At 42.0% G+C, this 21,964-nt stretch carries 18 protein-coding genes and 2 pseudogenes; all 20 read right to left on the bottom strand.

Annotated features, from left to right (window positions below):
* Window positions 1-442, bottom strand: a 442-nt coding sequence (locus tag DXB52_RS11655; protein WP_472520117.1) for a lactate/malate family dehydrogenase, incomplete at its 3' end; no start/stop codon positions are given.
* A gap of 24 nt (window positions 443-466) precedes the next feature.
* Window positions 467-703 (bottom strand): thioredoxin domain-containing protein, encoded by a 237-nt coding sequence (locus DXB52_RS11650; RefSeq protein ID WP_117569448.1) that lies wholly within the window; start codon window positions 701-703, stop codon window positions 467-469.
* A 141-nt stretch (window positions 704-844) separates the two neighbouring features.
* The gene (locus tag DXB52_RS11645; RefSeq protein WP_118107423.1) at window positions 845-1,609 is read right to left on the bottom strand and encodes a DeoR/GlpR family DNA-binding transcription regulator; all 765 of its coding nucleotides are present in this window, start codon (window positions 1,607-1,609) and stop codon (window positions 845-847) included.
* Window positions 1,610-1,758: 149 nt separating this feature from the next.
* Window positions 1,759-3,669 (bottom strand): PTS fructose transporter subunit IIABC, encoded by a 1,911-nt coding sequence (locus DXB52_RS11640; RefSeq protein ID WP_118107421.1) that lies wholly within the window; start codon window positions 3,667-3,669, stop codon window positions 1,759-1,761.
* Between the two features lies 1 nt (window position 3,670).
* Window positions 3,671-4,588 (bottom strand): 1-phosphofructokinase, encoded by a 918-nt coding sequence (pfkB, locus tag DXB52_RS11635; RefSeq protein ID WP_117827294.1) that lies wholly within the window; start codon window positions 4,586-4,588, stop codon window positions 3,671-3,673.
* A gap of 227 nt (window positions 4,589-4,815) precedes the next feature.
* Window positions 4,816-5,973: a radical SAM family heme chaperone HemW gene (gene hemW / locus DXB52_RS11630; RefSeq protein WP_118107431.1), complete on the bottom strand. Its 1,158-nt coding sequence runs from the start codon at window positions 5,971-5,973 to the stop codon at window positions 4,816-4,818.
* Between the two features lie 59 nt (window positions 5,974-6,032).
* A complete protein-coding gene (lepA, locus tag DXB52_RS11625) occupies window positions 6,033-7,847 on the bottom strand; it encodes a translation elongation factor 4 (RefSeq protein WP_020435708.1) in 1,815 nt (604 codons plus the stop codon).
* A 16-nt stretch (window positions 7,848-7,863) separates the two neighbouring features.
* Window positions 7,864-8,847, bottom strand: coding sequence for a DNA polymerase III subunit delta (holA, locus tag DXB52_RS11620; protein WP_118107418.1), 984 nt, complete (start codon window positions 8,845-8,847; stop codon window positions 7,864-7,866).
* Between the two features lie 88 nt (window positions 8,848-8,935).
* Window positions 8,936-11,233, bottom strand: coding sequence for a DNA internalization-related competence protein ComEC/Rec2 (locus tag DXB52_RS11615; RefSeq protein ID WP_270371207.1), 2,298 nt, complete (start codon window positions 11,231-11,233; stop codon window positions 8,936-8,938).
* A complete protein-coding gene (locus tag DXB52_RS11610; protein WP_117861584.1) occupies window positions 11,230-12,162 on the bottom strand; it encodes a GerMN domain-containing protein in 933 nt (310 codons plus the stop codon). Before DXB52_RS11610 ends, DXB52_RS11615 begins: the two co-directional genes overlap by 4 nt.
* Window positions 12,163-12,172: 10 nt before the next feature.
* A complete protein-coding gene (locus tag DXB52_RS11605) occupies window positions 12,173-13,471 on the bottom strand; it encodes an ATP-binding protein (protein WP_330619367.1) in 1,299 nt (432 codons plus the stop codon).
* A gap of 133 nt (window positions 13,472-13,604) precedes the next feature.
* Window positions 13,605-14,294, bottom strand: coding sequence for a response regulator transcription factor (locus DXB52_RS11600; protein ID WP_015529686.1), 690 nt, complete (start codon window positions 14,292-14,294; stop codon window positions 13,605-13,607).
* Window positions 14,295-14,326: 32 nt separating this feature from the next.
* Complete coding sequence (locus DXB52_RS11595) at window positions 14,327-15,028, bottom strand: helix-hairpin-helix domain-containing protein (protein ID WP_270371203.1); 702 nt, start codon at window positions 15,026-15,028, stop codon at window positions 14,327-14,329.
* Between the two features lie 136 nt (window positions 15,029-15,164).
* A complete protein-coding gene (locus DXB52_RS11590) occupies window positions 15,165-15,596 on the bottom strand; it encodes a DMT family transporter (protein WP_117834957.1) in 432 nt (143 codons plus the stop codon).
* Window positions 15,597-15,659: 63 nt separating this feature from the next.
* The gene (locus tag DXB52_RS11585) at window positions 15,660-16,844 is read right to left on the bottom strand and encodes an aspartate aminotransferase family protein (protein WP_330581147.1); all 1,185 of its coding nucleotides are present in this window, start codon (window positions 16,842-16,844) and stop codon (window positions 15,660-15,662) included.
* Window positions 16,828-17,729: pseudogene (gene argB, locus DXB52_RS11580) on the bottom strand (acetylglutamate kinase). The gene DXB52_RS11585 and the pseudogene argB overlap by 17 nt, the downstream one beginning before the upstream one ends.
* Before the next feature lie 72 nt (window positions 17,730-17,801).
* Window positions 17,802-19,025, bottom strand: coding sequence for a bifunctional glutamate N-acetyltransferase/amino-acid acetyltransferase ArgJ (argJ, locus tag DXB52_RS11575; protein WP_118107416.1), 1,224 nt, complete (start codon window positions 19,023-19,025; stop codon window positions 17,802-17,804).
* A 20-nt stretch (window positions 19,026-19,045) separates the two neighbouring features.
* Window positions 19,046-19,492 carry a GNAT family N-acetyltransferase gene (locus DXB52_RS11570; RefSeq protein ID WP_015529680.1) on the bottom strand — a complete coding sequence of 149 codons (447 nt, stop codon included), beginning with the start codon at window positions 19,490-19,492 and terminating at the stop codon, window positions 19,046-19,048.
* A gap of 24 nt (window positions 19,493-19,516) precedes the next feature.
* The gene (gene argC / locus DXB52_RS11565; protein WP_118107425.1) at window positions 19,517-20,557 is read right to left on the bottom strand and encodes an N-acetyl-gamma-glutamyl-phosphate reductase; all 1,041 of its coding nucleotides are present in this window, start codon (window positions 20,555-20,557) and stop codon (window positions 19,517-19,519) included.
* Window positions 20,558-20,910: 353 nt separating this feature from the next.
* Window positions 20,911-21,710: pseudogene (locus tag DXB52_RS11560) on the bottom strand (SDR family NAD(P)-dependent oxidoreductase).
* Window positions 21,711-21,964: the final 254 nt, after the last annotated feature.

Here is a 21,964-nt window from a genome sequence, read left to right as displayed (position 1 = left end):
AGCCGATAACTCTCTCCTCCGGAAGTCCTGACAGTTTGATTGCAACCTGTGTCAGAATATCCACAGGATTTGCTACAACCAGAAGGATTCCTCCAAAATCTCTTTTGGCGATTTCCGGAATAATGGACTTAAATATTGCCACATTCTTATTTACCAGATCAAGTCTTGTTTCTCCAGGCTTTTGCCCTGTGCCTGCTGATATAATAACAATCGTAGCATCTGCCACATCATCATAGTCACCGACATATATCCTCATAGGGCTGGCAAACGGTATTCCATGACTGATATCCATAGCCTCTCCCTCTGCCTTATTCTTATCCGCATCTATTAACGCAATTTCAGTAAATAATCCACTCTGCATAAGCGCAAATACAGATGCTGAGCCTACGAATCCGCAGCCTATCATAACTGCCTTTTTGGAATTTGATTTTTTCTTATTCATGCAACCATTCCTTCCTTTTGTTTTTCATCTGCTTAATTCCTGCAGCATTTTTCCAGGATCATCCGCTGCTTTTACTTTATCATTAGCTTTTACTATTATTCCATGTTCGTCAATAAAATATGTTGTTCTGACCACACCCATGGATACTTTTCCGTAGTTTTTCTTTTTTACTTTCTTTCCAAGATATTCGCTTAATTTATGTAATTCTCCATTCTGATCCGGTAATTCAAAATCTGGTGCTTTTGTTCCTACTTCTAACATTTTCTGGAGAACACTGTCTGTAGCTGTAATACATCCGTGAAGAGGCAAGAAGGATGTTGACAACATAAACTGTCCGTATCCGGACAATTGAAAAAGCGTGCTTGTTATCTATACAACTAACAAGCACGCTAAGAAACAAAGTTAAATCAAATTTCTTTCTTCCACCCCTATCACACAATCCAGCTCCTGATACTCTGCCGGGCAGCCATCTGTCAGAATCTTTGCATTCACAAAAGCAGAAAATGTCACAGAACTGATACATCCGAATTTCGAATGATCTGCAAGAATATATCGATTCTTACATCTCTCAATCGCTGTTTGTTTCACCAGGGCTTCATTCGCATCTGGTGTTGTGAATCCTTCTGCTTTTGTGATTCCATTTGCTCCAAAGAAGCCTTTCGTAAAATGATACTCCTGCAGATTCTTCATTGCCTGAGCACCGATCACTGCTTCTGTAGAACTCTTGAGTTCTCCGCCAATCAGAAACACTTTGATTCCCTTAGCTGCCAGCCTCTGTGCATGTGAAACAGCATTTGTCACAAAAACTGCATTGGTATATCCAAGAACATCAATCATATAACCTGTCGTTGTTCCTGCATCGAGATAAATAAAGTCTTCCTCCTCGATCAGTTCTGCCGCATATTGAGCGATTTTTCTTTTCTCTTTCACATAGAGTTCGCTCTTCTGCTCAACTGTCGGTTCATAAGCAGAGACAGTGCCTTCATCTTCTAGCGCAACCGCTCCGCCAAATACCTTGATAAGCTTTCCGGCTTTATGAAGTGCAGTAATATCTCTTCTTACCGTAGACTCTGATGTATCTAAGATTTCTTTCAATTCTGTCGCTGTGACACTTTTCTTCTCTTTCAGCAAATCCAATATAATCTGATATCTTTGTTCTGTAAGCATTTTTAATATCTCCTTTTAAAAAAGAACCTGAAGCCATGAATCTCAAGCATCCGCTTCCAGATCCACAACTTCAGGTCCTGATTCTTATATTTCTTTTATTGGTTTTGACAGATTATTTTATTCGGCATTTCATCCAAATGATTATTGCTTTATGCAACTTTCTTCTTAAGGAGTCCAAGCAGTACTGCGGAGATGACTGTTCCTACTACGAGGGAAACAAGATACATTACTGCATTTCCAACAACCGGGAATACGAAGATTCCACCATGTGGTGCCATCAGTGTACATCCAAACAACATTGACATTCCACCGGCAATTGCTGAACCGATGATACAAGATGGTAGTACATGCAGCGGATCAGATGCTGCAAATGGAATTGCTCCTTCTGTGATAAATGCAAGACCCATGATAAAGTTTGTCGGGCCTGCATCTCTTTCTTCTTTTGTAAACTTATCCTTAAACAACAGTGTGGAAAGGGCGATGGCACATGGCGAAACCATTCCTGCAACCATAACTGCTGCCATAATATCATAATTACCAGCTGCGATTGATGCTGTACCGAATACATAAGCTGCCTTGTTGAACGGACCACCCATATCGATGGACATCATTCCTCCAAGAACCAGTCCTAATACTACTTTACTTGAATCTCCCATGCCTGTCAATGCATTATTCAGGCCTGTGTTGATTCCACCCATGATTGGCTCGATTACAAACATCATAGCAAGTCCGATCAGAAGAACTCCGATCAATGGATAAATAAGTACCGGCGCGATTTTTTCCAGTGCATCCGGAAGCTTATCGCATACTTTACGAAGAAGTACAATGATATATCCTGCAAGGAATCCGGCTACAAGAGCTCCGAGGAATCCGGATTTTCCGCTTGCTGCCATCATACCGCCTACAAGACCAACTGCAAGCGCCGGTCGGTCACCGATTGCCATTGCGATAAATCCTGCAAGCACCGGAAGCATGAATCCAAATGCAGTTCCACCGATTTGTTTAAATACTGCTGCTACCGGAGTGATCATACCAAAGTTTGCTCTCTGATCAGCCGGAAGTGCATTCAGATCTACACATATTCCGTCGATCAAAAATGCGATTGCAATCAGTATACCACCACCAACAACGAGTGGAAGCATATGAGAAACACCGTTCATCAGCTGCATGTAGATCTGATGTCCGACACCGCCGCTTTTCTTTCCTGTAGAAGAAGAGGCTGCTGCCGGATTATTTCCATGGAAAACCGGAACATTTCCTGATTTTGCCTGTGCCACCAGCTCATCTGCCTTGCTGATTCCGTCTGACACCTGACAGATGATTACTTTCTTTCCGTCAAAACGATCCATCGGAACCTGTGTGTCTGCTGCAACGATAATACAATCCGCATCAGCAATTTCCTGGTCTGTCAGCACATTTTTCGCTCCGCCGCTTCCTCTTGTCTCGATTTTTACGAAACAGTCGGCAGCTTTTGCTGCTTTCTCGATTCCTTCCGCTGCCATATATGTATGTGCGATACCTGTCGGACATGCTGTTACTGCAAGGATCTTAAAATCGCTCTCTGCATTTCCTGTATCTGCCAGTTGCTCATCAATGTCAGCTCTCTCATCATCTGCTTTATCAATAATAGAAAGGAATTCCTCCGCAGATGTTGCATTTCTCAGAGCTTCTGTAAACTGCTCATCCATCAGCATCATTGATAATTTACTAAGTACTTCCAGATGAACGTTATCCTCTGTATTTGGTGCTGCGATCAGGAATAGCAGTGTTACCGGTTCTCCATCCAGAGAATCGAAATCAACACCATTTTTAATGACCATTGCTGCAAGTCCCGGCTTGCTTACGCAATCACCTTTTCCATGCGGAATGGCAATTCCCTCACCAATTCCTGTTGTACTTTCCTCTTCTCTTAAGTAAACCTGTTTTCTGTAGGCTTCCGTGTCATTGATCTTACCACTTGCACACATCAAATCCACGGCCATATCCAAAGTTTCCTGCTTATTCGCCGGATTCTTGTCAAAGGCAATGCTTCTTTTATCGAGCAAATCTGTAATTCTCATCCTATCGCTCCTCCTTTACAACCTGTTGATATACTCCGGCAATCTCCTCTTTTGTTGCCAGATTCTCTGAAAATGCACTTGCACTTCCTGATGCAACTCCCATATGGAATGCATGTCTGTATTCATGTTTCTCCATCCAGCCTGCCATAAATCCGGCTACCATAGAGTCTCCTGCTCCAACACCGTTTTTTAATTCCCCTTTCGGCGCCGGAGTGTCATAAACACTTCCATCTTCTGCTACAAGGACTGCACCTTCTCCTGCCATGGATACAAGAACATTTCTTGCTCCTTTTTCCTGCAGTTTCTTTGCATATGGTACAACAGATTCTCTTGTCAGAAGCTCCACATCAAAAATCTCTCCAAGTTCGTGGTTGTTCGGTTTGATTAAAAATGGATGATATTCAAGAACGTTCAACAGAAGATCTCTCGTTGCGTCTACAACGATCATGACGCCTTTACCGTCAAGCTTCGCCATAATCTTCTGGTACATATCATCCGGCATAGATGATGGAATACTTCCTGCCAGGAATAAGACATCACCTTCTCCAAGTTTGTCAAGCTTCTCCATCAGCTTCTCTACATCTTCCGCTGAGATCACCGGACCGCTTCCGTTAATCTCTGTTCCATCGATAGATTTTAACTTCAGGTTGATTCGAGATACACCTTCATTGATCTCAATAAAATCAGATGCAACTCCCATCTCTTTGAGTCTTCTTTCAATCTCTTTTCCGGTAAATCCGGCTAAAAATCCAAGTGCAGTATTCTCGATGCCAAGATTACCAAGCACTGTAGAAACATTGATGCCCTTTCCACCAGGAAGGATCAGCTCCGAACTCGTTCGATTCGTAAGTCCAAGCTTAAAGTCCTCAACAGAGACAATGTAATCCAATGACGGATTAAATGTTACTGTGTAAATCATTTTACTCCTCCTTCTCTCACTCCAGTCACTTCAAACTGCTGCCACAGTTTATTTGTAAGCTTTATTCAGTCAAACTCGGTCAGTCTCGATAAGCTGCTTTCATTTATGACTGCTTGTTTTTCTTTATGTTTGTATTATACGTTCAAATTCGTTCATAGTCAATCAAACTAATCAACAAAATTCATGACTGTTTTTGGTGGAATTTGCACAATTTTAGTTTTTTGCCTTTAAAATAAGAACTCCGCCAGCACACAGTTGCTGACATCCATCCCCCGATGCGTCAGTCGGATTCGATTCCCACTAAATTCCAGCAATTGTTCTTCTTCTAATTTATCAAGAATTTCCCCATAGACATCATCCACATTCTTTCCAAAATAATTCTGGAAATCTGTTCTCGAAACTCCCTCTATTTTGCGAAGTCCCAGATACATGAATTCTTCCATCTGTGATTCCACAGAAAGGATTTCTCTGTCAATAAGAATCGACTCGCCGTTTCTAATCTTTTCAATATATGCTTTCCGATCACGGATATGGTCAAACCGTTCCCCTTTGATCAGCGATGAGGAACCTGCCCCAATCCCAAGGTACTCCACTCTGTCCCAGTAGCCGAGATTATGCCTGCATTCTTTTCCCGACTTTGCATAATTGGATATCTCATATCGATGCATTCCTGCTTCTGCAAGTCTTTGTATTGTCAATTCTCCCATCGCATACTCTTCTTCCTCTGACGGAAGTTTCCATGCACCGCGGTCTAATTTCCCTTTTTCATACCAGTCGTAGAATACTGTTCCTTCTTCCAATATCAAACTATATGCGGATATATGTTCCGGCTCAAGTGCCAGAACTTTTGAAAGTGTATCTTCATAGCTTTCCATCGTCTGTCCCGGAAGCGCAGACATAAGATCGATATTTCTGTTTTTGAAACCTGCCTGTTCTGTCAGTCTCCATGTCTCAAGGAATTCCTCATAGGTATGAATCCTTCCAAGCATCTTCAGTTCTTCGTTCTGTGCAGACTGAAGTCCGATACTCAGTCTGTTTACGCCTGCTGCTTTCATAGCACAAAGCTTTTCAATATCAACGGTTCCCGGATTCATTTCCATTGTGATCTCTGCATTCTCATTTACTGAAAATATATGATAAATCGCATCAAAAATTTGTTCTATCTGTTCCGGAGTCAGCAGAGACGGTGTTCCTCCTCCCAGGAAAATTGTCTGAACTTCATACTCTCCAGACAATTCTTGATAACTCTGAATCTCCTGAATCATAGCACTGACATAATCCGCCTGTTCTTTCGGTGTTCCACTTGCTGAGAAAAAATCACAATAATTACATTTTTTTACGCAAAATGGAATATGGAGATATAATTCTAAATTTCTCTTTTTCATCTTTAAATACAGAAAGATACTGTCTGACAAAAACAGTATCTTCCCCTTCCTTCTTTTATCTAGTTCTCATCCAGCTTCAGGACACTCATGAATGCACTCTGTGGAATCTCTACGTTTCCAACCTGACGCATTCTCTTCTTTCCTTCTTTCTGCTTTTCAAGCAGTTTCTTCTTACGTGAAATGTCACCGCCGTAACATTTCGCAAGAACATCCTTACGCATTGCCTTAACTGTCTCTCTCGCAATGATCTTACTTCCGACTGCTGCCTGGATCGGAATCTCGAAAAGCTGTCTCGGAATCTCTTCTTTCAGCTTCTCACACATCTTTCTTCCACGTTCATAAGCACTTCCCTCGAATACAATAAATGAAAGAGCATCCACTTCTTCTTTATTGATCAGAATGTCAAGTTTGACAAGCTCGGAACGTACATAACCAAGCATCTCATAATCAAAAGATGCGTATCCTCTGGATCTTGATTTCAATGCATCAAAGAAATCGTAAATAATCTCATTGAGTGGCAGATGATATGTCAACACGGCTCTTGTCTCTTCGATATATTCCATTCCCTGATAGATTCCACGGCGTTCCTGACACAGATCCATGATTGCTCCGATGTACTCGGATGTTACCATGATCTCAGCCTTTACCATAGGCTCTTCCATATATTCAATCTCTGCAGGATCCGGCATGTTTGTCGGGTTTGTCAGATCGATCACATCACCGTTTGTCTTATGGATCTTGTAAATAACACTCGGTGCTGTTGTAACAAGATCAAGGTTGTACTCTCTTTCCAGACGTTCCTGAATGATCTCCAGATGAAGGAGTCCTAAGAATCCACAACGGAATCCGAATCCAAGTGCTACCGATGTCTCTGCCTCAAACTGAAGCGCCGCATCATTAAGCTGCAACTTCTCAAGTGCATCTCTCAAGTCCGGATACTTTGCTCCGTCTGCCGGATAGAGTCCGCAATATACCATCGGATTTACTTTCTTATATCCCGGAAGTGGTTCTGCACAAGGATTCTCTGCATTCGTGATCGTATCTCCGACACGGGTATCCTTTACATTCTTAAGGCTGGCTGTGATATATCCTACCATTCCCGCTTCGAGTGCGTCACATGGAATGAACTGTCCCGCTCCAAAAGTTCCAACTTCTACAACTTCTGCTTTCGCACCCGTTGCCATCATAAGCATCGGTGTACCTTTTTTGACCGTACCTTCCTTGATACGGCAGAATACAATAACTCCCTTGTAAGAATCGTACTTGGAATCAAAGATCAGTGCCTGAAGCGGTGCATCCGGATCTCCGACCGGTGACGGAATCTGCTGTACAATCTGCTCGAGAACTTCATGTACATTCAGTCCTGTCTTAGCAGAAATCAGTGGTGCATTCTCCGCATCGATTCCGATCACATCTTCTATCTCTTCTTTTACACGCTCCGGCTCTGCGCTTGGTAGATCAATCTTGTTGATAACCGGCATAACATCCAGATCATGATCGAGTGCCAGATATACATTTGCAAGTGTCTGTGCCTCAACTCCCTGTGCCGCATCAACAACAAGAATCGCTCCGTCGCAGGCCGCCAGGCTTCGGGATACCTCATAGTTGAAATCGACGTGTCCAGGTGTATCAATCAAGTTGAAAATATACTCTTCTCCGTCATCTGCCTGATATACCGTACGGACTGCCTGTGCTTTGATTGTGATTCCACGCTCTCTCTCCAGATCCATGTTATCGAGAACCTGTGACTGCATTTCTCTGCTAGTCAAAAGTCCTGTCTGCTCAATGATACGATCCGCCAGTGTAGACTTACCGTGATCGATATGTGCTATAATACAAAAATTTCTAATATGACTCTGATCAATTGTTGACAATACTTCTTACCTCCATCTATCTTTCTGACTGTTTTACAATAAAAAGTTCTACCGCAAGATTGTCTGTCAGCAATCCTGTCTTTACATCCTGCTCCAACTGTGCCCCTTCTTCCATCACACGGCGCAGCTGTCCCATCTTAAACCGCTTCGCCTGTTCCATGTTCTTTCCTGCCACAAATGGATGTAATCCTGCTTTAGACGCAATCTCTTTTCTTCCATATCCCTGGTTTGCAAGTGCCTTGACATGGAAAAGTATCCTGTACTGACGTACCAGCAGAAAAAGAATACGCATCGGCGGTTCTTTTAAAGCCAGCAGTTCATAATACAGATCCAGTGCTTTCTGCTGATTTCCGGCTGCAACCGCATCTACCATCTCGAAAATATGATTCGTGATCTGCGTCACACAGACGGCATCAATATCTTCCTTCGTGATTGTATCCCGCTCCAGTGCATAACAGAATACTTTTTCCAGCTCTCCCTGGATATTTTCCATATCTGTTCCAACTTTATCCAGAAAATACACGATCACAGACTCCGAAATCTGCTTCTGCTCTTTTCGGACCAGACCTGCAACCCAGCGTTTCAGTGTTCCTGCATCCTGCGTGGACAGCTCTGCAATATATCCTTTTGCTTTCACTGCTTTATAGAGCTTATTTCTCTTATCAATCTCTTCTTCCACAAAGATAAAACAGGTTGTCTCTGGCATGTCCTTAATATAATCCGCCAGATCTGCCCCTGCCGCAGTTTTAAAAAATCCCGTATTCTCAAATACGATCAGTCTGCGCTCTGCAAAGAAAGGTAAGGTCTCTGCAAGATCGATTGCTTCTTTCACTGGCGTATTCTTCCCTTCATAATACGAATAGTTCATCGTATCACCTTCCGGAAGCATTGCCTTCACAAAACGGTTCTTATACTGTTTCTTCAGATATCCTTCTTCTCCACAGAGAAGATATACCTGCTTAAATTGTCCTGATTTTAAATCTTCATTTAAGGTCTTCATAACTATTCTATTATAAATGAATAACCAACACTTTGACAAGAGCCTTTTTATCACCTGTTCCTATTCGCCTGTTCCTATTTCCATAATTTTATAAATACTTGTGAACCTTTATTTTTCGTCCATCACTCTTTAGTGTAATTGCGCCACATTCCTGCGTGGACAATACTTCACTTCCGATTTCCCTCAGGCGTTCCAGCGTCTCCGCATGTGGATGTCCATAGCGGTTCTCTATCCCCGCTGAGATCAATGTTAATCTGGGTTTCACAATCTGAAGGAAGTCTTCACTCCCTGAATTCTTCGACCCATGATGTCCTGCTTTTAAGATTGGACAGCTTTCCAACGTTCCGCTTTCCACCAGCTGTTCCTCTCCTCTTCCTTCCAGATCTCCTGTCAGAAGCATTTGAAATGCCCCATCCTTCAATTCAAGTACAACAGATGCTTCATTTCCCGCTTCCAGACGAGGTACCGCCTCCATTCTGCCACGTGTACGCTCATTTTTTCTCGTTGCCAACGGAGCTATGCATTTTAAATATGTTCCGACTTCTTCTCCTGAATAAATTGTCAGCACTCTCGTCCCGTTTTCTTTCGCCATTTCTGCAAGATGGAGTAATTTCTCATCCATATATTCTTCCGGCGGCAGAACAAGCGCATCGATTTCCACTCCCTGTTTCTGATTTTGCAGAAGTTCCTGAATTCCATTGATGTGATCCGCATCACCATGTGTCACAAAAACATACTCCAGTTTTCTGACCCCCTGCGATAATAGAAACGGCTCTATCCGGTAAGTACCGACAGAAGACAGATCACTGCTCCCTCCATCCACCAGCATTTTCTTTCCTTCCCTGTCTCTTATAAAAATACAGTCCCCCTGTCCAACATCCAGAACAGTCACCTGAAGGTTTTTTGAATCATTATTGAGTATTCCGCATCCGCAGATCGATCCTGCTATGACAATACAAACAAGAAGTGAAAATCCCGCCTGTTTTCTTCGGTTATCTGTCTTATTTTTCATTGCATAAAACAGGAAGCACAAAAAGAACAGCACACCATAGTAAATAAGCACCCACCATAACTTTGGCTGTCCGGTCACAATCCTGCTGCCCGGAAGCGCTGATGTCAGCTCACATAATTTATCATAGAAGGACAACAGGCGATCACAGCTTCTGAATCCAATTTTTCCTACGGTTCCCGATAATTCTGAAAATAAAAGTCCACCTATACCGGTCAACATCACAAATGGAAACAACGGAATTAAAATAACATTCAAAACGAGTGCATACGGCGGCACCTCAAAATAATAATACAGCATGATTCCCAGAAGCATTCCATTAACAGCTAAACTAATCTTAAATCCTTCCCATGCTTTCAAACGTGTTTTCTGTTCAAAAATTGGATACAATAATAGAATCCCAAGAATTGCACCAAATGAAAGCAAAAATGCTGCATCTAGCAGATACAGCGGTTGATATATGCTTAAGATAGCTGCTGTAACCGCCAGGCTTGTTGGCTGATCCACATCTCTCCCGGTAATTTCTGCGCCCATGCGGATAAAAAACATAAGAAGTGCACGAAGACTGGATACCTGTGGCCCTGTCATAACCAGATAGAAAAACAGGATCCCTCCTCCGGCAATTCCGGAAAACAGAAATGAATTTCCCATTCTTCTTAATAACCGGTAAACAGACATTCCGATCAGTGACATGTGTAATCCTGAAATTGCAAGCAGATGTCCTAATCCGTTCTTCTGATACAATTTTTTCATCTCCGGATCAAGTCCGCTTTTTTCTCCCAACAAGATTGCAGAAAGCATCGCGCCATGTGTTTTTCCCATCTGGCTTACAATCTTCCAGTTCCAGTAATTTTTCAGCCGGTCTAGCTGATTCCGTATGCTATTCCATCGTGATACAATCCAGTTCTTGTCTTTTTCAGACAAAACTATCTCAACCTGTTCTGCCTTTGTTAAAACCCCAACATGGATTCCCTGTTTTTGATAATAACTTTTTTGGTTAAAATTACCCGGATTCCTTGGCGGATGAAACGACTGTTTTGTCCCCCACACATTCAGCTTCTGTCCTATTTTCATTCTGTTTTTTTTACCGGATTTATTATTTTTTATTGTTACAAGGATTTTCTTTTCTTTGATTATCTGATTCTTACTCTTTTGATCTGTACAAGAAACAACCGCATCTTTCAGATAAATTGCAGTTGATTGTGATTTATTTTCAATTTTATAAACCGTGCCCTCGCAAATCACATCTTTCTCATCTGAAATCAATGTTTCTGCAAGGGACGGTTTCTGATCTTTTGTATTCTGTAAAAAACTCACTCTTACAAGCTGTATGGCAAGCAGTATAAGACATACCATACAGAGCGGGCGTTTTCTCATTCTTTGTTATCTGCTGCTATCCAGTCCTGCTCTTCATTCAATGGCTGTGACAAGTCCACCTTCTCCATGTATTTTGCATTCGATTCACCATTGATCGTAATCTGTACCTGCCTTACTCCTGCTCCCTCTACAAGAGAATCCACAATAGAATAAATCGTGATCTCAGGCAGTACATCATACGCACTGATCAGAAATGTGCTGTCAAAATTCACATAACAGATTCCATCCTTTGTCGTTACACTCAACAGATTAGCCGCCGGATTGATCGTTGGATATGCCCCCTCCTCAGATGGACCTTGCATCAGCTTTTCTACAATCAGCTTTTCTTTCAAGACATTACTGCTGTAATGAACATCAACCTCTTGCTTGACCAGTTTGGATCCATTCTGATCTGCAAAATACAATGTCAGTGTATCCGTTTGATAAGAACTTAACGAGGATCCTGTTGCATCAACAATGTCATCCTCATTCATTAAGCCAACATCATTTCCCTCATTATCTTTGAGCGGTTCCCCTTCCACACGGACAGATACTGCATCAATTCCATCAATCTGAAGCAGTGACTGCACAATTGCTGCCCGCATCAGTTTCTCATCTAAGGATTTCACTTCATAATATTCTTCACTGAAATCAATCTCAAGGATACTGCCCTTTAAAGCACAGTCGAGCAATTTCACCTGTTCCGGAATTGCCTGTGTATATTCAATTTCATTCGTTGGTTTCTTCATCTCATCGATTACAGATTCCGCCTTTTTTATCGCAGAATTGCCGCTGATCTTAGCTGCAACCTTTACAAGTCCTGTCTTGTCTGTATTCATACAGTAAATGTAAGATTCGCCTTCCTTTACTCCATAACGATCCCCACACGCAGTTACTGCGAGAGAAAGAATCAGAATAAGCAACACTGCGATTCCTTTTCTTTTTTTCATAACTTTTCTCCTAAGAAGCTGTATAGATCAGTGGAATTCTCACAGTAAATGTTGTTCCTTCGCCTTCTTCACTATATACTTTAATCGCACCTCTATGTGCAATCACAGCATTTCGCGCAATTGCAAGTCCAAGTCCCGTTCCTCCGATCTCTCTGGAATGAGATTTATCCACACGGAAGAAACGTTCAAAAACATGCGCCTGATCCTCTTTCGGAATTCCGATTCCTGAATCTTCTACTTTTACATAGAAAAATTTGTGGTCTGCATTCAATGATACATGAACCCATCCATTATCATGATTATACTTTACTGCATTTTCTACCAGATTAGAAATCGCAAGTGACAGTTTTGTCTCATCGATTTCAGCTGTGACCGGCCGAAAACTCTCCATTACGATCTCCACATTCTTTTTCTCTGCAATTGGTTTTAATCTCTTCAAAATCTGTTCCAGAAGTTCATTAATATTAACGGATTCAATATTCAGCGTCTGACCCTTCTTGTCCATCTTCACAAGTGATAAAAGATCTGTAATGATCTTATTCTCACGGTCAATCTCTTTTGCGATATCACCCATGAATTCCTGATACATCTCAACCGGAAGATTCTCCTGCTCCAGAAGTGAATCCGCCAGTACTTTCATCGATGTCATCGGGGTCTTCAGTTCGTGAGATACATTGGATACAAATTCTTCCCTGGAATCATCCAAAAGCTTCAGCCTTCCCATCATCTTATTGATCGCTTCGCTGATACTCTTTGTTTCTGTAAATGTATCCACATGCAGAACATCGTCGCTATACCCTGCACTTACATTCTCGATCGTAGCTGCAATCTGATGTAGCGGACGTACTACACGATCTGCTGCAAACACTGCAACAATCGTCAGAAAAATCATCACAAGACCAATAATCACGCTTCCCTGTGTGTATAATACATCCAGAGAATCCTCAATACTATCAGTTGAAACACTTGCCAGCATTACACCGCGAATCTGATCCTCTCCGGGTATTGCAATCGGTGCAGTCACCTCGATATAATGATTCTTCTTATCATAATTATTCGTGCTCGTCCCCTTCATACAGCGCACTACACTTTCAGATACATCCAGCTTTCCCTCATCCAGACTGTAAGTATCCTTGACTACCCTCAGCTGATCATCAATTACCATAACTCTTCCGTTATAAATGTTAGTCAGCTGATTCAGACTGTCATTGACCACCTCTTGTGAAGTGTCCTCAAAATAGTGGCTCGCACTGATCTGATTCGTTAAAATTGTACATTGATTCTGAATTTCTGCTGTTCGAAGTGACACAGCACGTGACTCATAGACTTTTACGATTCCAAATAGTGCTACTACGCTGGGCACAAGCCCGGCAAGAAGCACTATAATAAAAATTCGGAATCTAAGATTGTTAAAGATCTTTTTCTTAAATGAAAATGTATTCTTACCCCTGGAAATAATAACCCACTCCCCACTTCGTATGTACGTATTTTGGTTCACTTGGATTCTGTTCTATCTTCTCTCGTAAACGACGGATATGTACATCTACAGTTCTTGCATCACCCGGATAATCATATCCCCAGATCAGATTCAGCAGATTCTCTCTGCTGTAAACCTTATTCGGATTCATCGCCAGAAGCTCAAGCACATCAAATTCCTTCGCTGTAAGATTGATCTCACGTTCCCCGATGAAAACACGGCGTCCTTCGCAATCAATCTTCATATTCCCTTTCACAAGCACCGGACTGCCGGCCGGCTCTTCCTTGCGTTTCGCTGTTCTGCGCATGATTGCCTTGATTCTTGCCTTCACTTCAAGAATATTGAACGGCTTTGTGATATAATCATCCGCACCATATTCCAGACCAAGGATCTTATCCATATCCTCACTCTTGGCAGTCAACATAACAATCGGCATATCTGAAAATTCACGAATCTGCTGACATACCTGGAAACCATCCAGTTTCGGAAGCATGACATCAAGAAGTACAAGATCATACTCACATCTTCTCGCATATTCTAATGCTTCTTCTCCATCATAAGCGCAATCCACTTCCATTCCTTCCTGTTCCAGACTGAACCGGATCCCCTTTACGATTAATTTTTCATCATCAACAACTAATATCTTCTTGCTCATACTCCTCTTTCTGGCCGTTCTTCTGCCTGCTCCTATACCGTAATATCGTCTTTTATCTTATTAAATACGCCATCCTTGATTCCCTCGATCTTCTTGAGATCCTCTATACTCTGAAAGTTTCCATGCTCCTGCCTGTACTTCAGAATACTCTCTGCCTTTGATGCTCCGATTCCACTCAAGGTCATTAATTCTTCTTTTGTGGCTGTATTTATATTAATTTTATCACTGACTGATCCACCTGCATTTCCATTCGGATCTGCCCACTGACCGGAAACAGATTGTGCTGACTCCTCTGCTTCTTCCTGCGTTGGCACATAGATTCGCTCTCCATCACTCAAAGCTTCTGCCTGATTGATCCAATCTGCAGCAGCATCTTCTGTCATTCCACCGGCCGCTTCCAATGCTTCGTAAATCCGTGCATCTGTCCTCAGTTCGTACACCCCCGGAGCATTCACAGCTCCACATACATGAACATATAACGTCTCCGGCAGTCCTTCTTCTGCATCTGTGCCACCCTGAGATCCTTTTTCTGACTCTGTTTTGGAATTTGAGGAATTCTTCTCTACATCAGATTCCCCCTCCAGTGTGAACTCTTCAAGTTCTTCCGCTGCGTCTCGCTTCTCTGCACAGCCACACAATCCCATGGTCAAAAAAGCCAAAGTTAAAGTCAATACAATTCCTTTTAGCATCTGCCCTTTACGGCATCTGCATATTTTCTTCCATCCGTTCTTCATCCTATTGCCTCACTGTTCTCAGACAGTCAGACTTCCCCTTAAAACCGGACATAAATATTGTAACGAATTTTTCTCAAAAATACAATAGACAATTTAACGCTTTGTTACAGACTTATTACAATACCCGTAAAACTGTCTATTCCCATTGGAAAAGAACAATTCCACCGGCTGCGATCAGCAATCCAATCAGTTTTCTCCATGAAAATGGTTCTTTTTCCATTCCGAACATTCCGGATAATGAGATCAGATAAGCAACCGCCAGCTGGGAAACAACAATGAAAAGTGCTGACCTTGCAGGTCCCAGAGCATCCACACTTTTAATCACAGTCCATGTGATTCCTGCTCCGATCACACCTCCCAGCAACATATAACGCGGCTGGACTTCCATAAGTGCTGTAACAGAGTCTCTTCCTGTTGCCAGCCAGACAAACAGACACAAAAGAAATGCTGAAAGCTGTACCCACCCATTGCTTACCCAGACTCCTGTCGTCTTTGTCACCTGCGTGTTGAACACTCCCTGTACACTCATCAGCGCACCTGATAGCAGTGCAATCAAAAAACCGGCCATAAGCTCATACCTCCCTATAGAAATAGTATAAGCAAATGCCGGCTTTTTTATGTATAAGATCTCTTATACAAGTGCACGTTTCAGTTTTTCGATCATCTCATCGATATGCTTTTCTTCTACAATCAGCGGTGGAACAAAACGGATGACATTTCCTTGCGCCTGAATGATCAAAAGCCCTTCTTCGATTGTCTTTTTATTTACTTCTGCAAGAGGTTTTGTAATCTCGATTCCCTGCATCAGACCTTTTCCTTTTCTTTTGACAACACAGTCCAGCTCATCCACAAGCTCATCCAGTTTTTTTGTCAGATATGGAGCAACCTGATTCACATGCCCCACAATATCCTCACGTTCAAAGATCTCGATTACTTTCTTGACTGCAGTACATGCTAATGGGTTTCCACCGTATGTTGCGCCGTGATCTCCCGGCTGCAGAGAATATTTTGCCACTTCTTCTGTCATTGCAAATGCACCGACCGGAATTCCGTTTCCGATTGCTTTCGCCATAGTCAGAATATCCGGTTTTACACCAAATCCCTGCCATGCAAACATATTTCCGGTTCTTCCCATTCCACACTGCACTTCATCACAGATCATCAGGATTCCATTTTCATCACAGATTTTACGGATTCCTTCCATAAATTCCTGTGTTGCAAGATTGATTCCCCCTTCGCCCTGCAGCGGTTCCAAAATAATTGCACAAGTCTTATCATTTACCAGTGCTTTCACACTGTCAAGATCATTAAACTCTGCAAATCTCACACCTGGAACAACCGGCTCAAACGGTTCTCGATAAGAATCATGTCCTGTCACAGAAACTGCTCCGAAGCTTCTTCCATGAAAAGAATTCTGCATTGCTATAAATTCATATCTTCCTGTCTTCTTTGTGTAAGCATATCTTCTGGCTGCTTTCAAGGCACCTTCGTTTGCCTCACCACCACTGTTTGTAAAGAAAACTCTGTCCATTCCGGAAATGCGATTCAGTTCTTTTGCTGCCTCTCCACAGCTCTCGTGAAAATAAAGATTTGATGTATGGTATAACTTGTCAATTTGGTCTTTTAATGCCTGATTCAGTTCTTTATTATCATATCCAAGTCCTGACACAGCAAATCCTGCTGCAAAGTCAAGATATTCTTTTCCTTCTGTATCATACAGATACATTCCTTCTCCGTGATCCAGTGCAATCGGGAATCGATTGTATACATGGATCAGGTTCTCTTCTGCCGCCTGTATTTTACTGTTCACCATCATAATACCTGCTTTCTTTCTGATTTAAAATTGCTGTACCGATTCCTTTGTTTGTAAAGATTTCAAGCAACAGGCAATGTGGGATTCTTCCGTCCAGAATATGTACACGTGACACACCATTTTCAATCGCATCAATACAATTCTGAAGCTTTGGAAGCATTCCACCTCCAATATATCCGTCTGTAATCAATTCCTTGGCTTCTTTGATCTCCAGTTCAGAAATCAATGTAGATGGATCTTTCGGATCTTTATAAACACCTTCAATATCTGTCAGGAACGCAAGCTTCTCAACCTTCATGGCACGGGCGATTGCACAGGCTGCATCATCTGCGTTGATATTATAAGTATTGTATTCCTCATCCATACCAACCGGGCAAATGATCGGAAGGAAATCTTTTTCCAAAAGGTCATACAAAATCTCTGCATTTACTTTCTTGACATCTCCTACGAATCCGATATCCTGTCCGTCTGAAAGCTTCTTCTCAACCTGGAGTAGATTTCCATCCTTTCCACTGATTCCGATCGCACGCACGCCAAGACTCTCTACAAGCTGTACAAGACTCTTATTTACACGACCAAGAACCATCTCCGCAATCTCCATTGTCTCTGCATCTGTCACACGAAGTCCGTTGATAAACTCTGCTTCCTTTCCGACTTTTCCAACCCACTTGCTGATTTCCTTACCACCGCCATGCACGATGATCGGTTTGAATCCACACAGTTTCAGAAGTGTAACATCCTCGATCACTCTGCGTTTCAGGCTTTCATCTACCATGCACTTCCGCCATATTTTACTACGATGATTTTACGGTTAAAGCGCTGGATATAAGGAAGTGCCTCGATCAGCACCTGCGCTTTATCCAGATATTTCTGCATATTGCTTGTCATTTTTTCTGTCTCCCTTTTTCTGTATTTTCTATTTTTTCAGCGTCTTTAAAGAAACAATAATTTCTCTATAGGTTAACTTCTGTAATCCGCATTGATATCAATGTATCCATGTGTCAGGTCACAGCCCCACGCAGTAGCTTCTGCATCTCCGGCTTTCAAGTCAGCAATCGCTGTCACTTTTTCCTGTGAAAGGATCTCTGTTGCCTTTTCTTCGCTATAATCTGTCGCTGTTCCATTAGCAATGATCTGAAGCTTTCCTGCACTGCTCTCGAAGAACAGATCTACCTGCTCCGGATCAAACTTTGCTCCGGAATATCCCATTGCACAAAGGATTCTTCCCCAGTTCGCATCATGTCCTGCGATCGCAGCCTTTGTAAGATTCGAGCATACAACAGATTTTGCAAGAACCTTTGCCTGCTCTTTTGTCTGTGCTCCGACAACCTTTACTTCAAAAAGTGCTGTTGCACCTTCTCCGTCTCCCGCCATTGCCTTCGCAAGTGTCTCGTTTACATAATGAAGCGCCTCTTTGAATGCGTCGAATGCCGGTGTGCCTTCTTTGATCTTCTCATTTCCGGCCATTCCATTTGCGAGAAGGAGTGCTGTATCATTTGTTGAAGTATCTCCGTCAACAGAGATCATGTTATAAGTATCCTCAACATCACTGCTCATTGCCGCCTGAAGTGCTTTTTTGGAAATTTTTGCATCCGTTGTAATAAATGCAAGCATTGTACACATGTTCGGATGAATCATTCCGGAACCTTTCGCCATTCCTCCGATCGTCACTTCTGTATCTCCTGCCATAAATGTAACCGCAACTTCTTTTTTCTTCGTATCAGTTGTCATGATTGCTTTCGCAGCTTCTGTTCCACTTGCCAGATCAGCTTTCTTTTCCTTGGCAAGTTCTGTAATTCCGGCTTTGATCTTATCGATTGGAATCTGCATTCCGATAACTCCTGTAGAACCTACAAGAACACCTTTCTCATCGATTCCAAGAACTTTTCCTGCCTCTTTTGCTGTCTCTTCACAGTATTTCATACCTTCCTCTCCGGTACACGCATTTGCAATTCCAGAGTTTACAATAACTGCCTGTGATTTCTGTTTGCTCTCTACAATCTGTCTGTCCCACTTCACCGGAGCTGCCTTTACTACATTCGTTGTAAATATTCCGGCGACTTTACACGGTTTCTCACTGTAAATGATCGCCATATCTGTACGTCCCTGGTATTTGATTCCTGCTGCTGTTGCTGCTGCTTCAAATCCTTTTGCTGCGGTAACTCCGCCTTCGATTATCTTCATATAACTTGCTTCCTTTCTGCTTATTGTTCATTGAATGCTGTAATATTTTCTTCATTTAAAATAAAATCATAATAATTCACATCAAGTCGTTCCGTCCATCCGATTGTATTCCAAAATGCATTTCCTACATTATTCTGTGCAAATGCGATCAGACAAACCTTATTGATCTTCTCTGCCTGGAGTGCTTTCATTGTATGCACGACCATGTCTTTTCCGATTCCATGTCTTCGGTATGCCTCATCCACACATACATGATAGAGACTTCCCTGTCTTCCATCATGACCACAGAGAATACTTCCGACGATTTTTCCTTCTTTCACTGCGACAAAACTCGTTGTCGGATTCCGTCGCAGAAACCTTTCGACACCTTCTTTTGAATCATCGATACTGCGGATTCCGAATCCCCGGATCTTCTTCCATAATTTATATACTTCATCATAATCCTCTATTGTCATTACACGTATCATACATACCACCTTTATCAATATAACCTATGGGAACATCGGAACGAGTTCAAGTCCTTCACTCTCCGGAAGACCAAACAGCAGATTCATATTCTGAACCGCCTGTCCTGCGGCACCTTTTACAAGGTTGTCAATGGCTCCCATCATAATGATTCGTCCTGTTCTCTCATCGATCTTAAATCCAATGTCTACGTAGTTGCTTCCTTCTACCCATTTGGTCTCCGGACACTGATCTTTCTCCAGAACACGAACAAATTTCTCATCTGCATAATATTTATCATAAATTGCTTTTACTTCTTCATATGTAACTTTTTTCGTAAGCTTTGCGTACTCTGTAGCAAGAATTCCTCGATTCATCGGAACTAAATGCGGTGTGAAGTTCAACACAACTTTCTCTCCTGCTGCGTATCCAAGCTGTTCTTCAATTTCAGGTGTATGGCGGTGTGTTGCAACTCCATATGCCTTAATATTTTCATTCACTTCACAGTAAAGATTCGGAAGCTTTGCTCCTCTTCCTGCACCTGATGTTCCAGACTTCGCATCGATGATCAGAGTGCTCATATCGATCAGTCCTTCCTTTGCAAGCGGATATGCTGTCAGGATAGAACATGTTGTATAACATCCCGGATTGGCCACGATACGTGCATCCTTCACTTTGTCTCGGTTGATCTCGCACAATCCATAGACAGCTTCATCAATATACTGCGGTGCTTTGTGTTCGATTTTATACCACTCTTCGTAAACCTTCACATCTTTCAGACGGAAATCTGCACTGAGATCAATGATCTTTGTCTTTGAAAGGATTTCTTCATTGATCAGAGATGCACACAGTCCCTGCGGGGTTGCTGTGAAGATCACATCTATCTGTTCGGCAAGCTCATCCTTGTTATCATCCATGCATTTTGCATCTACAATCTGAAACATGTTTCTATATACATCTGCATATTTCTGATCTACATAACTTCTGGATCCGTACCAGACAATCTCTGCATCTTTATGTCCCATCAATATTCTTACGAGCTCGCCGCCTGCATAACCGGTTGCTCCAATAATTCCGACCTTAATCATCATTCTCAAGTCCTTTCTTTTCTCATTCCCTCGAAATACTCCCGGGAATTACTTGTTTGCTGTACCACGGTAACGTATTACCGCAATCATTTCTCCTTATAATATACCACTTTAATCGGGATGTAAAGCTTTTCTTAAAATGAATGTATAAAAATACACGTTATTCATTTTCATGTGCATAATAATACATCTTTCATGTATAATATGCAAGTATTTTTTTTCAAAAAGTTTTTTGCTACATAAAACAGCGATGATAAACGTAACTATTCCTACGTCTATCATCGCCGATCTACTTTTCTTCTATTTATCTATCTTCTATATAGAAAATATCATTCTTATTTTCCAAAGAATGATTAAGGTCTAAGTCCCATTCCGCCTTCTAATGTAATTGTCTCGCCGTTCATATATTTGAAATCCGGTGATGCAGCTGTACACACGCTCTTCCAATCTCTTTCTCTACATCTCCGTAATGTCCTGCCGGCGGCATCTTTACATTCGCCTTAAATGCATCCGGATATGCTTTCTGGAAGTTTTCAAGCTGTGCTGTCCATGCAAGCGGGCACACAATATTCACATTGATTCCGTCTACTCCCCATTCTGTAGCTGCTACTCTTGTCAGTCCTCTGACACCTTCCTTCGCTGCTGCATACGCACACTGTCCGTAATTACCGAAAAGGCCTGCTCCTGATGCAAAGTTGATTACGGATCCCTGTGTTTCCTTCAAATATGGATAACATGCCTGCATATAATAAAATGTTGCATAAAGTCCTGAATAAATCGCAAGATCAAACTGCTCTGTTGTATGATCTGCAAGAGTTACTCCTGATGCAGAAGCCTGTGCATTATTAATAAGAACATCAATTCTTCCGAATTCCTCAACTGCCTGCTTTACAACGTGCTCAACTGCTGCCTTGTTATCTGCTCCCGCATTGACATCTGCCTGTACTGCAAGCACTTTCACTCCATAGAGACGTTCCAACTCTTCTTTCGCGTCTTCCAGCTTCTTTACATTTCTTCCTGTAAGAACAAGATTCGCACCTTCTTTGGCATAAGCTGTTGCAATACCATATCCGATGGATCCACAGCTGCCATCACTTAGTACTGCACGTCCTCCTCCCGTAATGATTGCTGTCTTTCCTGTAAGAAATCCCATTTGTTTTCCCTCTCTTTCTTGCTCACATGCCCTTCTGACTTTTATATTAAACAGATAGGTTGTGATCCGTTTTCGTCTGACTATCTAAATATTTTTTAGGTCAGTTTCTTTGATATCTTTATATTATCAGACACATTTACTAAAATCAACAGCTTTTCACGATATATTTTTAACATATTCGTCAAATATATCACAATTCAAAATAACAGTACCTAACTTTTTTGTTTTTCTAGTTTCACATCTTCTCCGTCACA

Source organism: Ruminococcus sp. OM04-4AA, assembly GCF_003462585.1.
Taxonomy (GTDB): domain Bacteria; phylum Bacillota; class Clostridia; order Lachnospirales; family Lachnospiraceae; genus Mediterraneibacter; species Mediterraneibacter faecis.
This window is presented reverse-complemented; position numbering and strand designations above follow the sequence as displayed.

Excerpts from the sequence above, each read along its gene's own strand:
- argJ (WP_118107416.1), bottom strand. The coding sequence starts at position 19,025 with ATGAAGATAATCGAAGGCGGAGTTACCGCAGCAAAAGGATTTGAAGCA.
- DXB52_RS11595 (WP_270371203.1), bottom strand. The coding sequence starts at position 15,028 with ATGAAGAACGGATGGAAGAAAATATGCAGATGCCGTAAAGGGCAGATG.
- DXB52_RS11590 (WP_117834957.1), bottom strand. The coding sequence starts at position 15,596 with ATGGCCGGTTTTTTGATTGCACTGCTATCAGGTGCGCTGATGAGTGTA.
- DXB52_RS11615 (WP_270371207.1), bottom strand. The coding sequence starts at position 11,233 with ATGAGAAAACGCCCGCTCTGTATGGTATGTCTTATACTGCTTGCCATA.
- DXB52_RS11570 (WP_015529680.1), bottom strand. The coding sequence starts at position 19,492 with ATGATACGTGTAATGACAATAGAGGATTATGATGAAGTATATAAATTA.
- pfkB (WP_117827294.1), bottom strand. The coding sequence starts at position 4,588 with ATGATTTACACAGTAACATTTAATCCGTCATTGGATTACATTGTCTCT.
- argC (WP_118107425.1), bottom strand. The coding sequence starts at position 20,557 with ATGATTAAGGTCGGAATTATTGGAGCAACCGGTTATGCAGGCGGCGAG.
- DXB52_RS11640 (WP_118107421.1), bottom strand. The coding sequence starts at position 3,669 with ATGAGAATTACAGATTTGCTCGATAAAAGAAGCATTGCCTTTGACAAG.
- holA (WP_118107418.1), bottom strand. The coding sequence starts at position 8,847 with ATGAAGACCTTAAATGAAGATTTAAAATCAGGACAATTTAAGCAGGTA.
- hemW (WP_118107431.1), bottom strand. The coding sequence starts at position 5,973 with ATGAAAAAGAGAAATTTAGAATTATATCTCCATATTCCATTTTGCGTA.
- DXB52_RS11645 (WP_118107423.1), bottom strand. The coding sequence starts at position 1,609 with ATGCTTACAGAACAAAGATATCAGATTATATTGGATTTGCTGAAAGAG.
- DXB52_RS11650 (WP_117569448.1), bottom strand. The coding sequence starts at position 703 with ATGTTAGAAGTAGGAACAAAAGCACCAGATTTTGAATTACCGGATCAG.
- DXB52_RS11585 (WP_330581147.1), bottom strand. The coding sequence starts at position 16,844 with ATGATGGTGAACAGTAAAATACAGGCGGCAGAAGAGAACCTGATCCAT.
- DXB52_RS11610 (WP_117861584.1), bottom strand. The coding sequence starts at position 12,162 with ATGAAAAAAAGAAAAGGAATCGCAGTGTTGCTTATTCTGATTCTTTCT.
- DXB52_RS11600 (WP_015529686.1), bottom strand. The coding sequence starts at position 14,294 with ATGAGCAAGAAGATATTAGTTGTTGATGATGAAAAATTAATCGTAAAG.